Genomic DNA, 12,424 nt, shown 5'->3' on the forward strand with positions numbered 1-12,424 from the left:
CTGTGTGCGTCGGCGCGGCGCACGCGCCGGGAACGTCCTCACGCCTGTCGATGCGGTGCTCACGGTCGCCGAGGGCGGGGTGGGTGCCAGTGGGGTGGGGGGATTGTCTGCGGTGCGGTAGCCGGTGAGGGTGGTGGTGGTGGTGCGTTCGAGGTTTCTGACGCCACCGATGGTGGTGTCGAGGGCGGCGGCGGTCTGGTTGACGGTGAGGCCCTGCCAGTGGCGGAGATAGAGGTATGCGCGGTAGCGGGGGCCGAGGTAGTGGTAGACGGCGAGAACTTGGTGGAGTTCGTACTTGCGGATGACGGCTGACTCGGCGCTGGTGCTGTTCTGGGGTTCCGGGGTGTGGTAGTCGTCGGTGAGGCCGGCGGGGTGTTCGTAGCGGGTACGGCGGGCTTTGGCGTGGTCGAGGACGAGGCGGTGGGCGATGGTGGTGAGCCACCGGATGATCGGCCGGCGGGGTTGGGTGTACCGGTGCAGGTTCCTCCACGCCCGTAGGAACGTCGCGGCGGGGACGTCGGTGGTGGTCACCCGCAGCAGCCGCCACCGGAGGAGACGGTGATCAGGCCGGCCTCGGCGCGCGGCAGACCGGCGTCCGCGGTGTCTTGGCTGTTGGTGTCGAGCTGGTTCCCGGCGAACGCGGCGAGTTGGAGTGCGACGTCGGGGTCGACGCCGAGTTCGTCAGCGGCGGCGCGGGTGGCGGCGGCGACGGTGCCGGCGTTGGGCAGGTGGCGCAGGGCCGTGGAGATGAGCCGGCCGGGGACGTCGGGGGCGAGGCCGTAGCGGGCGGCGGTGTCGTCGAGCATCGCCTGGTAGCCCTGGGTGGCGGAGCAGACGCCGGTTTCGGGCAGGTCGAGCTGCACGTCGCGGGCGGCGGTCCAGTCACCCGTCAAGGCCGCGGTGATGGAGCGGACCTGCTCGTAGCCGGTGGCCATGAGGAAGGTCGGGGCGCGGCCGTAGGACTTCATGCCGACGGCGAAGTAGCCGGGCTCGGGCTGGGTGAGTTCGTCGACGCCGTGCGGGCGGACGGTGCCGCAGGAGTGCTCGTTCGGGTCGATCAGCGGTGCGAGGGTTCGGGTGCAGCCGAGCACGGGGTCGAGATCGAGGCGCAGTTCGGCGGCGATGGTGTGGTCGGGTCGGAAACCGGTGGCGGCGATGACCCGGTCGGCGGTCAGGGTGCGCCCGTCGGTGGCGGTCAGTTCGGCGTGGCCGTCCCTGGCGGCGAGGGCGTGTACGGCGAAGCCGGTGAGCAGTTGCACGCGGCCGGAGTCGACGAGCAGCTTGATTCCGGTGCCCAGGGCTCCGCGACCGGGCAGCGCGTCGGCGTCTGCGCCGCCGAGGGCTCGGTCGATCGTGCCGCCGCGGGTGGCCCAGGTGATGGTGGTGTCCGGTTCCTGTTCGGCGAGTTCGGCGAGCGCGAGCAGCGTGTTCGCGGCGGAGTGTCCCGCGCCGACGACGACGGTGTGCCGGCCGGCGAACCGTTCGCGGTCGGCGCCGAGGACGTCGGGCAGCGCGCCGTCGATCAGCGTCGCGGCCTGCGGGTCGGCCTCGCCGTGCGCGGGGAGTCCGGTGGCGCCGAGCACGTTCGGGGTGCGCCAGGTGCCGGAGGCGTCGATGACCGCCGAGGCGAGCACGTCCTGGCCGGTGGTGAGCCGCACGACGAACGGTGTGTTCTCGCGGCCGGCGGTCTTGACCCGGTCCACACCCACACGGCCGATCGCCGCGACTGGGGCGCTGTAGCGAACGTGCGGCGCGACCTGCGGCAGCTTGGCAAGGGGTTGTAGGTACACCTCGACCAGCTCGGCGCCGGTGGGCAGCGTCTCGGGATCGGGGGAGGCCCAGCCGGCGGCCTCCAGCAGGCGGCGGGCGGCGTGGTCAACGTTGTACCGCCACGGCGAGAACAGCCGCACGTGCCCCCACTCGGCCACGGCCGCCCCCGCCGAGGGACCGGCTTCCAGCACGGTGAACGGCAGCCCCCGCTCGTGCAGGTGCGCCGCTGCGGCGAGCCCCACCGGGCCGGCGCCGATGACCACGACCGGGTGCGGCCCGTCAACCCGGCCGGCCACCCCGGCCGTCGGCGCTACCACGGTGTCATCAGCGGCGGCTGATGCGTTGCTGGGGCCGCAGCAGCCCGCGCCTGCGGCGACCGCCGCGTTCTTCGCGCCCGGGTCGCAACAGGCATCGGCCTGCGCGGCGGCCTGCGCGGTGCCGCAGCACGGTGCGGCGGTCTGGTCCTCGCTCATGGTGACGACTCCCCCTGTTACTTCCTGACGTGGGCAAACACGTTCCGCCGGACACCACGCCCAGGCGATCACGCACGGGCCGACAGCCGTGACCCCGCTTCAGAGCAGGGCGCATCAGCCCTTACTGATCGGTGTCTCGACTCTTGTCAAACCGATGGACCCTACCTTGCATCGTTGCTAGACGCCTGTCAAGCTAGACGCATGTCGGTTCTACCCGTGCTGGACACCACAACGGCGCAGGGCTGCTGCCCTCCCCTGTCGGTGCAGCCTCTCGCGCCACAGATCGCCGGTGAGCTGGCGCCGCTGTTCAAGGCGCTGGGCGACCCGGTCAGGCTGCGACTGCTGTCGCTCATCGCCTCCACCACGGAGATCTGCGTCTGCGACCTGACCGACGCCTTCGACGTCACCGGGGCGACGATCTCGCATCACCTGCGGGTGCTGCGCGAGACCGGCATGGTCGACTGCGAGCGGCGGGGCACCTGGGTCTACTACTGGGTGCGAAAGGAGGCGTTGAACCTGCTCGGCAACCTGCTGACCATCGACACCCACCCGCCGGCCGCCACCGGGTCCGCAGCGCCGGGCACTCACCTCGACTTGCATCAGGAAAAGCTGATATCAGCCAATCCTGATGTTGTGCGGTTGATGGCGGACCCGCTGCGGGCGCGGATCGTGCAGATCCTCGCCGACGGTCCGGCGACGACGTCGCACCTGGTCGCGGACACCGGCGCGAAGCAGCCGAACGTCTCCGGGCACCTCAAGCTGCTGCGCGAGGCCGGCGTCGTGACCCCCGAGCCGCGCGGGCGCTTCACCTACTACCGGCTCATCCCGGACGCCCTGCAGGGCGCGGCGCTGCACCTGGCCGACCTCGCCGCACAGGCCCGCGCCCACTCCGAGAACTTCAGGACCTGCTGACATGACGAACACCACCACCGCTGGCGAGGCTCCGCCGGCGGTCGTCGCGCGGCTGTCGCGCCTCGACCAGTTCCTCCCGCTGTGGATCGGTCTGGCCATGGTCGCCGGCCTGCTGCTCGGCCGGCTCATCCCCGGCCTGGACGCCGCCCTGGAAGCGGTCAAGATCGGCGGGATCTCCCTGCCGATCGCGCTCGGCCTGCTGATCATGATGTATCCGGTGCTGGCCAAGGTCCGCTACGACCGGCTCGACACCGTCATCGGCGATCGTCGGCTGCTGCTGTCCTCGCTGCTGCTCAACTGGATCCTCGGCCCGGCCCTGATGTTCGCCCTCGCCTGGATCTTCCTCGCCGACCACGCCGAGTACCGCACCGGCCTCATCATCGTCGGTCTGGCCCGCTGCATCGCCATGGTCATCATCTGGAACGACCTGGCCTGCGGCGACCGTGAGGCCGCCGCCGTCCTCGTCGCCCTCAACTCGGTGTTCCAGGTACTCGCGTTCGGCCTGCTCGGCTGGTTCTACCTGTCCGTGCTGCCGGACTGGCTGAACCTCACTGGCGCGCGGCTGGAGGTGTCCGGGTGGGACATCACGGTCAACGTGCTGATCTTCCTCGGCATCCCCCTGCTCGCCGGCTACCTCACCCGCCGTTTCGGCGAACGCGCGAAGGGCCGCACCTGGTACGAGAGCCGCTTCCTGCCCAAGATCGGGCCCGTCGCCCTCTACGGGCTGTTGTTCACCATCGTCATCCTGTTCGCCCTCCAGGGCGACGCCATCACCTCGCGGCCGTGGGACGTCGTGCTGATCGCCGTGCCGCTGCTGGTCTACTTCGCGGTCATGTGGGCCGGCTCCTACGCCCTCGGCCGGGCCATCGGCCTGAACTACGAACGCACCACCACCCTCGCGTTCACCGCCGCCGGCAACAACTTCGAGCTCGCCATCGCCGTGGCCATCGGCACGTTCGGCGTCACCAGCGGCCAGGCCCTCGCCGGCGTCGTCGGCCCCCTCATCGAGGTGCCCTTGCTCGTCGCCCTGGTCTACGTCAGCCTCGCCCTACGCCGACGCCTCTTCCCAGCCGGAGCCGCCGTCCGGCCCGCCACCAGCCCAGGGAGCCGGTCGTGAATCAGATGCCGACACTGCTCACCGTCGACGCCGTGTTGGAAAGGGTGGCCGCCACGTTGGCCGACAAGTTCTCCGGCAACTTCAACCCCGAGACCATCAGCCGCTACGTCAACGAGTCCTACGTCGCGCTCTACCGCACCGCCCGACTCGACCAGCACCTGCCCGCCCTGACCGAACGCTTCGCCACCGACCGGCTCACCGCACTCGCGCAGGCCAAGGGCGCCATCGGCAAGCCCGTGCCCGAAGTGCTGTTCCTCTGCGTGCACAACGCCGGCCGCTCCCAGATGGCCGCCGCGCTCATGAACCACCACGCCCAGGGCCGGGTCAACGTCCGCTCCGCCGGCTCCGCGCCCGGCGCGACGGTGTCCGCCACCGCCGCGGCCGTGCTCGCCGAGATCGGCATCAACCTCGACGACGCGTTCCCCAAGCCACTGACCGACGACGTGCTGCGCGCCGCCGACGTCGTGGTCACCATGGGCTGCGGCGACGCCTGCCCCATCATCAGCGGCAAGCGCTACCTCGACTGGACCCTCGCAGACCCCGCCAGCGACGACCTCGACCTCGCACGCGCCGTCCGCGACGACATCGACACCCGCGTGCGGGCCCTACTCGCCGACCTCACCAACCACCCCACCCGATAAGGAAACGCCCTCGTGCCCGACGACAAGCCCAGCATCCTGTTCGTCTGCGTCCACAACGCCGGCCGCTCCCAGATGGCCGCCGGCTGGCTGCGCCACCTCGCCGGCGACACCGTCGAGGTCCGCTCCGCCGGCTCCGCTCCCGCCGAGACCATCAACCCCGCCGCCGTCGAGGCCATGCGGGAGGTCGGCATCGACATCACCGACCAGACCCCCAAGCTGCTTGAGTACGACACCGTCGAAGCCTCCGACGTCGTCATCACCATGGGCTGCGGCGACGTCTGCCCCGTCTTCCCCGGCAAACGCTACGAGGACTGGAAACTCGACGACCCCGCCGGCAAAGGCATCGACGCCGTCCGCCCGATCCGCGACGAGATCAAGACCTGCATCCAGCACCTACTCGCTGACCTCAGGCCGGAAAACTGACCAGCGACCCTGATGACAAGGCGCAGGCTATCGGTGTTGCACGTGGCGATCAACGGCGAATGGACCCGGCGGCCGGGGGCGCTGATACTGCTGGTCGCGGTGCTCTTCCACGGCGTCACGGAGGTGATGCAGTGGCTGTGGCCGGGTCGGAACTTCTTCCGCGCGTACCTCGACCAGGCGACGGTCGACGTCTGGGTGCTGCTCGTCTCGGTCGCGGTCGCCGCCTACGGTGCCGTCTACGGCGCGCTGGTGATGTGGTCCCGGCGCAGCCGGCCCACCGTGTCCGGGTCCCCGGATGCCGGGCTGACGCGGCTGCGGTTGAGGTGGCTTCTCGTGCTGATGATGCCGCTGCTCGTCGCCACCTGGCAGGGGCGGGGGGCGATCCAGCCGCTGGCACCGGCGCGGGCCCACGAGGTGATTCCGGAGCGTACCGGCCTTGTGGTGGCCCTGGCGGGGGAGTTCCTGGTGCCGCTGCTGGCCCTGACCGGCGCGGTGGTGCTGGTCCGCTACGGCATACGGTGGCTGCTGCCCGTGCTGCTGGTGGAGAGCCTCGCCCTGGTGGTGGCCGGCACCCGGGCGATGATCGTCTTCGCCGGGGTGCTCACCCTCGTGGGCGCGGCGCTGCACGGCGTCCGCCCGTCCCGGCGGCAGACCGCCATGATCGTGGTGGTCATCGCGGCGGCCACCGCGCTGATCTCGTCGACCCGGGCGGCAGCCGGCCGGGAGGTGTTCGACGCGGGCGCGGGCAGCAGCGGCCGCCTCGCGGCCCTGGTCGACGGGGCCACGCAGATGCACACCCGGCACGGTCAGGAGGCGATGCTCGACGACCTGGTGTACCGGTTCGACGGCAACACGTTCGGAGCCATCATCTACGACGAACTGCGTGGCTACACCCCGCCGTGGGGCTGGAGACGGTGTGGAACAACGTGACCATGCTCGTACCGAGCCTGATCATGCCCGACAAGGTGGCGAGCCGCACGCTCGAATCCCGCAGCGAAGAGGCGTTCATCGCCCGGACGTTCGGGATGTCCCAGCAGGTCGACTGGCTTCCCACCATCTTCGGCACGACGGTCTCCTACTACGCGCGGTCGGGTTGATCCTGATCACGATGCTGCTCGCCGTGGCCATGGCCGGGGCGGAGGTGTTCCCGCTGCACGCGGTCACGACGCTACGGACGGTGTGTGTGATCGGGTTGGCGCAGTGCGCGCTGCTGTACGGCTCGGGTCCACAGGCCGTCATCACCACCCTGCGACTGGTCGTCGCCCTCGCCGCGTTGATGTGGATCGTGGAACGACTGCGACGCCGGCAGAGAGCCCGGCGCGGGAACCACGCACCGTTGCGCAGCGGTACGAAAGGAATCCCTGCACGGCCTGTGCCGGCACCAGCGGCCCAGGGCTCATCGTCGCAGCCGGCGTGAGGCTGTTCTGCGGATCGCTCCTGCCGTGAGCCCGCTGATGGTCGATGGCGCAGCGGGTCAGAGCCTGCACAGGGGTCCGTCGCAAGGTGGCGCCCGTGGGGTCCCGACTCGTGCCTGCCGGCTCCACCTGAAAGGTTGAGGGCGTCGACAGCGCCGAAGCCTCGTGGGCCCGCCGACGCTCCGTCGTGCTAGCGATTGAGATAGGCGGCCAGGCCTCCGAGCGCTTCGTTGGCGATGAACACCGATCGCACGTTGAGGATGGCCTCCTCGACGTGAGCGGGGCAACCCCATGCCGAGTCCCCCCACGAGTCGGCGATCTTGAGCTCGGCCGGCGCGTCGCACGCGTCGCTACCGCCGAGCTGGCACTGCTCGGGTCGCGGTGTGGCGGCCTGCGCGGCCGCGGCGGCGCGCATCCGGTCGGCCAGTTCCGCGGCTGCCGCCGCGCGTTGTTCGGCCTCGGCGCGCAGCTCCCGCTCGGCGCGTACCGCCTTGGCCAGCTCGTCATGGGCGGCCTTGGCGTGTGCTTCGGCGGCCGCCTTCGCCTGTTCGATGTAGTGGCGTTCGATGGCCAGGGCCGCGGTACCGGCAAAGACCCGGGCGAGGGCGAGGTCGGTTTCCTGCGGGACGCGCGGGGTGCGGTGGTACATGGCGAAGGTACCCAGCAGGCTGCCGTCGCGGGCCAGGATCGGCATCGACCAGCAGGCGGCCAGGCCGGCCCGCCCGGCCAGGTCCCGGAAGTCGAGCCAGAACGGGTCGGTGGCGATGTCGGTGACGATCACCGGTTCCCGCCGGTGCGCGGCGGTGCCGCACGAGCCGACACCTTCACCGGTGGCGATGCCGTCGATAGCCTGGTTGTAGAAATCGGGCAGGCTGGGCGCAGCGCCGTGGCGCAGGTGCCGGCCGTCGGAATCTGCGAGCAGAACGGAGACGAGCACCTCGTCCGGGGCGAGGTGCTCGATGCAGCGGGCCATCCCGTCTAGCACCTCGGCCAGGGGTGCCTGACGGGCGATCTGCTCCAGCAGGGCGCGGTGCTCGGCCATCAGTCGTTGGGCGTGCTTGACCTGGGTGGTCTCCAGCCCGATCACCCGGATCCCGATCACCGTGCCGCCGGCGTCACGGCGCGGCTCGTAGGTGAAGTCGAAGAAAGCCTCCCGCGCGTGCGGGCCGGCACCCAGAACGACCCGAGCATCGCGGCCGGTGTACGGCTCGCCGGTTTGGTACACCTGGTCCAGCAGTGCGATGAAGCCTTGACTGGCCAGCTCGGGCATCAGCTCAGCGATCGCAACCCCGGCGCGGGCCCGTTCCTCGCCGATCGTGGCGAAGAACGCCGGGTTCGCGGATTCCAACACATGGGCCGGCCCGGCAAGCGACGCGAAGACGGCGACGGACTGTCCGAACAGCGCCCGCATGTCCTCCTCGGTCGCCTGCCCGACAGCAGGGCTGAGAGGAGCAGGCCGCTGGTCTGGTACTGCCGTCATGTGACGTCCCTTCCTCGCGGGGCTGATGCGTCGGATCAGGGAGGCCGCCCGGTGGTGGTCAGAGTACGGGAAAGGCGACCGGAGCTGGTCGACGTCGGCCGCAGGTCGTAGCCTTGCTCGGCGCACCGTGGCTGTGGGGCCCGGGCGGCCGAAGCGCCACGGAGGTCGAAGTGCGGGGGCGGACGGTGTTGCAGGAGTTGCTGCACAGGGCACGGCATGCGGCATGCGAGGAGCTGCCCGCCCTCGCCGACGAGGCCGCTCGTGGACTCGGTGCAACCGGCATGCGTCTCTACCTGGTCGACCACGAACAGCGGGAGCTGCTGCCCCTGCGCGGACGTGAGGCCGACGGCGGTGAGGCGCTCGCCATCGACGGGACGCTGGCGGGACGGGTGTACCGCATGATGTTCGCCTGTGCGGCGGACGGTGCGGACGGCGTACGCCTGTGGGTGCCCCTTCTCAACGGGATGGAACGTCTCGGGGTGGCCGGGGTCATCGCGTCCACGCCGGTCGACCCGGACCGGGCGCACGACTTCGTGGCGGCGGGTGCGCTCCTGGCCGATCTCATCGTGAGCTGCTCGCACTACAGCGACACCATCGAACAGGTCCGCCGACGGGCGCCGATGCGCATGGCGGCGGAGATGCTGCGCGCCCAGCTGCCACCCCTGACGTTCTCCACCGGCACCACCGTCATCAGCGGCATCCTCGAGCCCAGCTACGACGTCGGTGGGGACGCCTTCGACTACGCCGTTAACGGCGACACCGCCCACCTGGCCCTGTTCGACGCCGTGGGACACGGCTCCGGAGGCGGCATGCGGGCCGTCATGCTCGCCGGACTCGCCCTCGGCGCCTACCGCAACGCCCGCCGCGCCGGCCAGGATCTCGTCGGGACCTACCACCACATCGACGAAGCGGTACGCGCCCACGACCGGCAGGGTCTCATCACCGGCGTCCTGGCCGAGCTCGATCAACCGAGCGGCCGGCTGCAGGTGATCTCCGCAGGGCACCCCAGTGGGCTGATCCTCCGGGACGGCCGCGTGGCCACCGTGCTGCCAACACCCACCGCGCTTCCCGTCACGATGGGCGATCTCCGCCCACCGGTCGTGGTCGAGGAGGCCCTGCAACCCGGTGATCATGTCCTGCTCTACACCGATGGCATCACCGAGGCGCGCTCCAGCCGGGGCGAGGCGTTCGGCGTCGACCGGCTGACCGACTTCGCCCTGCGCGCCCTCGCTGGTGAGCTGCCGTTGCCGGAGACCACGCGTCAGCTCGTCCATGCCATCCTCGCCTGGCAGGACGACACCCTCAGCGACGACGCCACCCTGCTCATGCTCTGTTGGAACGGCACCGGACAGTGAGAGCCGGCAGCCACCGCGGCCTGAACCGATCGGGTTGCGGGCCAGGTTGCCCCGCCTGGCCGCATGCCATGAACGGAGGTATCGTTGCCGCTCGTGAGCGCGTTGACCCGCAACAATGTCACGGTGACCGGAGCCGCGCAGAAGACGGTGGTGCAGGCCGCCCCGGGTAGCACGGCGGCGAGACGGTCGAGGGCGGTCAGCGTCCTGGCGGGGCTGGAGTCCTGCAGCAGTAGCGCCCGGGAGGCGCTGTACCTGCCCCATCACCGTGGCGGCCCGCAGCCGTGATCTGCCCTGACGGGTTGAAGGGCATGACCGACACGATCGAACAGGTATGGCCACTCGCGGTGCACCAGCAGTGCGTCGTCCATCTCGTCAGAGCGAGCCTACGGCACACCAACCGCAAGGACTGGTAGAAGATCACCCCCGCCCTGCGGGAGATCTGCACCGCCCCCACCATCGCCGCCGCCGAAGCCCGCTTCGAGGCGTTCGCCACCGAGTTCGGCGACCAGTACCCCGCCGTCAGCAAACTCTGGCGGACCTCCTGGCCGCAGATCGTGCCGTTCCTGAACTACGACCACGAGGTCCGCAAGGTCCTCTCCACCACCAACATCATCGAGTCCCGACCGAGCAAGCCGCGATGAAGGTCCTCTACCTCGTCGTCCAGCAGCAGACGCAAGGGCGGCGGACCCGCAAAGGTTAAGGATCAAGTTAGATCCACAGACCCCTCAGCGGTCGAGTTGGAGCCGGGCCCATGCGGCGACGGTCAGTGCGGTGAAGGTGACGGGCACGACGGTGACGGCGGTGAGTTGTGGTGCGCTGACGGTGTCGGGTTGCAGGGCCCACAGGGCCGGCGCGGCGGGGGGAAACCAGGCTCCGGCGCCGGCGACGGCCGTGACCTGTGCGATGACGATCAGGGCGATGGTGGTGGCGATGCCGGGTAGGGGTCCTCGTCCGAGGGTTGCCGCCCAGGCGGCCGGGGTGGCGAGCAGCGCTGACAGGATGGTCAGGACGAGTTGTCGTCCGAGGGCGGAGCGGACGTCGGCGTGCCAGGCGCCCAGCCCGAGGAGCGTGCCGGTCAGGGCGATGAGGGCGGTCAGGGCGACGGCGACCAGTACCGCCCACAGCAGGTGGGAGAGCAGTTTGGCCGAGACGATGACGGGCCGGGAGACCGGCTGGGCGAACAGGCCGGTGATCGTGGCGTCGCTGAATTCGCGGCCGACGAGCCAGCTCAGGGCGACGCCGAAGGCGAGCAGACCGCCGGCTGCGGTGACCTGAGCGGCGACGCCGGTCAGGAGCATCCAACCGTCGGTGTCGGCCAACGGGCCGAGTTGAGCGGCGATCTGGTCGTTGCCGTTGCGCGTTGCGGAGGTGAGAGCGGACGCCAGGATCGTGATGCCGGCGACGACCAGGACGGTGGTCGTGCGGATCACCCGGGAGGCCGCGAGTTTCCGGAGTTCGACGTCGAGCGCCGCGGTCAGGGAGGTCGTCATGGCAGGCGCTCCTGTTCGTGGTCGTGGACCAGGGCGAAGAAGGCGCGTTCGAGGTCGACGGCGGCGGGTTCGAGGGTGCCGATCAGCCGGCCCCGGTTGACGACGGAGATGCGGTGGGCGATGCGGGCGACCTCGTCGAGGTGGTGGCTGGAGACCAGGACGCCGGCGCCACCTTCGGCGCGGCGGGACAGCACGGTACGCAGCAGGATCACCCCGGCCGGGTCGAGGGCGTTGGTCGGCTCGTCGAGGACGATCAGGTCCGGATGGTGCTGGATCGCGACGGCGAGGCCGAGACGTTGCCGGTTGCCCTGCGACAGTCGACGCGTGCTGATCGTGGCGTACCGGGTCAGGTCGAGCTCGGTCAGGGCCTGTTCGGCCAGGACGGCCGCTGTCCCCGCCGGGATGCGGCGAAGTCGTGCCGCCAGGAGCAGGTTGGTCCGTACGTCGAGTTCGGGGTAGCCGAGCGGGTGCTCGACCAGGTGGCCCACCCGCGCCCAGTCGCTGGCGCGGAGCTGTGCCAGGTCCCGCCCGTTGATCCGGCAGGCCCCGTCGCCGGGTCGCAGCATGCCGAGGATCAGCCGCATCAGGGTCGTCTTGCCGGCGCCGTTGAGGCCGACGAGGGCGTGGATCTCACCGGCACGCACGGTGAGGTCGATGCCGGACACGCCTGCGCCGGCACCGAAGTCCCGGCCCAGGTCCGTGGTCGTCAGCCGCTCAGTCATGCCGGACCGCCTCGATCGTGTCCAGCGCGGTGGTGACCGCCCCGGTGAGGCTGGTTCCGTCCGTGGCCGTCGCCCACTCCAGGAGGGCGCAGGTCAACGCCGCGATGGCGACCGCAGCGGCGACCCGGGCCGGGAGGGCCGGAACACCGTCGGCGATCAGCCGGTCGGCGATGGTCGACTCGGTGGCGGCGTTGGTGCGGATCATGGCGGCACGCAGTGCCGGACTGCCTGCCACGATCCGGACCCGCCGCCGGGTCACCTGGTCCTCGGGGTCGTCCAACTGTGCGAGCGCCGCCCGCAGACCCCGCGCCACCCGGACCAGCGGCGGCAGCGCGGCCGGCTGGCCGGCAACCGCCTCGGCGATCACCGGGTCGTAGGGGTCGTCGAGAACGACCATCTCCTTGCTGGCGAAATAACGGAAGAACGTCATCTCCGAGACCTGGGCGCGGGCGGCGATCTGACCGACGGTGGTGCCCTCGAACCCCTGCTGCTCGAACAGGTCCAGGGCGTGGCCCACCAGGCGATCCCGGGTGCGGGCCCGCTTGCCACGAAACTCTGCTGGCGTCACACCTCGAATGTTAGTCGCTCACATTGGTGACGCGGGTCGTGCCGGGTGCCGCGACGAC

The 12,424-nt window shown here is 70.7% G+C and carries 13 protein-coding genes and 2 pseudogenes; 10 read left to right on the forward strand and 5 right to left on the reverse strand.

The window, feature by feature from the left end:
* Positions 1-833: 833 nt before the first annotated feature.
* Positions 834-2,243: pseudogene (locus ACQUFX_RS21430) on the reverse strand (FAD-dependent oxidoreductase); the annotation flags it as partial.
* Between the two features lie 201 nt (positions 2,244-2,444).
* On the opposite strand from ACQUFX_RS21430, the gene ACQUFX_RS21435 reads away from it, so the two are divergent.
* From ACQUFX_RS21435 to ACQUFX_RS21465, 7 genes are all read left to right on the forward strand, one after another.
* Positions 2,445-3,155, forward strand: a complete 711-nt coding sequence (locus ACQUFX_RS21435) for an ArsR/SmtB family transcription factor (RefSeq protein WP_428962108.1) — start codon at positions 2,445-2,447, stop codon at positions 3,153-3,155.
* 1 nt (position 3,156) lies between these two features.
* Positions 3,157-4,272: an ACR3 family arsenite efflux transporter gene (arsB, locus tag ACQUFX_RS21440; RefSeq protein WP_428962109.1), complete on the forward strand. Its 1,116-nt coding sequence runs from the start codon at positions 3,157-3,159 to the stop codon at positions 4,270-4,272.
* A gap of 5 nt (positions 4,273-4,277) precedes the next feature.
* On the forward strand, positions 4,278-4,913 hold the full coding sequence (locus ACQUFX_RS21445) for an arsenate reductase ArsC (RefSeq protein WP_428967029.1): 636 nt from the start codon (positions 4,278-4,280) through the stop codon (positions 4,911-4,913).
* Positions 4,914-4,985: 72 nt separating this feature from the next.
* A complete protein-coding gene (locus tag ACQUFX_RS21450) occupies positions 4,986-5,336 on the forward strand; it encodes an arsenate reductase ArsC (RefSeq protein WP_428967030.1) in 351 nt (116 codons plus the stop codon).
* 33 nt (positions 5,337-5,369) lie between these two features.
* Entirely contained in the window at positions 5,370-6,266 is an 897-nt protein-coding gene (locus tag ACQUFX_RS21455; protein ID WP_428962110.1) for a hypothetical protein, read from the forward strand.
* On the forward strand, positions 6,263-6,433 hold the full coding sequence (locus tag ACQUFX_RS21460; RefSeq protein WP_428962111.1) for a hypothetical protein: 171 nt from the start codon (positions 6,263-6,265) through the stop codon (positions 6,431-6,433). Before ACQUFX_RS21455 ends, ACQUFX_RS21460 begins: the two co-directional genes overlap by 4 nt.
* An 11-nt stretch (positions 6,434-6,444) precedes the next feature.
* A complete protein-coding gene (locus ACQUFX_RS21465; protein ID WP_428962112.1) occupies positions 6,445-6,753 on the forward strand; it encodes a hypothetical protein in 309 nt (102 codons plus the stop codon).
* Positions 6,754-6,941: 188 nt separating this feature from the next.
* Here the strand turns inward: ACQUFX_RS21465 and ACQUFX_RS21470 are convergent, their stop codons facing one another.
* The gene (locus ACQUFX_RS21470) at positions 6,942-8,162 is read right to left on the reverse strand and encodes a GAF domain-containing protein (RefSeq protein WP_428962113.1); all 1,221 of its coding nucleotides are present in this window, start codon (positions 8,160-8,162) and stop codon (positions 6,942-6,944) included.
* A 350-nt stretch (positions 8,163-8,512) separates the two neighbouring features.
* Here ACQUFX_RS21470 and ACQUFX_RS21475 point away from each other — a divergent pair, with 350 nt between their 5' ends.
* The 3 genes and pseudogenes from ACQUFX_RS21475 (at position 8,513) to ACQUFX_RS21485 (ending at position 10,227) form a co-directional block, all read left to right on the forward strand.
* Positions 8,513-9,586: a PP2C family protein-serine/threonine phosphatase gene (locus tag ACQUFX_RS21475; protein ID WP_428962114.1), complete on the forward strand. Its 1,074-nt coding sequence runs from the start codon at positions 8,513-8,515 to the stop codon at positions 9,584-9,586.
* A gap of 93 nt (positions 9,587-9,679) precedes the next feature.
* A complete protein-coding gene (locus tag ACQUFX_RS21480; RefSeq protein WP_428962115.1) occupies positions 9,680-9,871 on the forward strand; it encodes a hypothetical protein in 192 nt (63 codons plus the stop codon).
* 23 nt (positions 9,872-9,894) lie between these two features.
* Positions 9,895-10,227 (forward strand): annotated as a pseudogene (locus tag ACQUFX_RS21485) (transposase).
* An 84-nt stretch (positions 10,228-10,311) separates the two neighbouring features.
* On the opposite strand, the gene ACQUFX_RS21490 reads toward ACQUFX_RS21485, so the two are convergent.
* Genes ACQUFX_RS21490 through ACQUFX_RS21500 form a run of 3 tightly spaced genes read right to left on the reverse strand, consistent with a single transcriptional unit; the run spans position 10,312 to position 12,366 of the window.
* Positions 10,312-11,076 carry an ABC transporter permease gene (locus ACQUFX_RS21490; RefSeq protein WP_428962116.1) on the reverse strand — a complete coding sequence of 255 codons (765 nt, stop codon included), beginning with the start codon at positions 11,074-11,076 and terminating at the stop codon, positions 10,312-10,314.
* On the reverse strand, positions 11,073-11,798 hold the full coding sequence (locus tag ACQUFX_RS21495) for an ABC transporter ATP-binding protein (protein WP_428962117.1): 726 nt from the start codon (positions 11,796-11,798) through the stop codon (positions 11,073-11,075). The genes ACQUFX_RS21490 and ACQUFX_RS21495 overlap by 4 nt, the downstream gene beginning before the upstream one ends.
* Entirely contained in the window at positions 11,791-12,366 is a 576-nt protein-coding gene (locus tag ACQUFX_RS21500; RefSeq protein WP_428962118.1) for a TetR family transcriptional regulator, read from the reverse strand. The genes ACQUFX_RS21495 and ACQUFX_RS21500 overlap by 8 nt, the downstream gene beginning before the upstream one ends.
* Positions 12,367-12,424: the final 58 nt, after the last annotated feature.

Source organism: Micromonospora fluostatini, assembly GCF_050410825.1.
Classification (GTDB): Bacteria; Actinomycetota; Actinomycetes; order Mycobacteriales; family Micromonosporaceae; genus Micromonospora; species Micromonospora rosaria.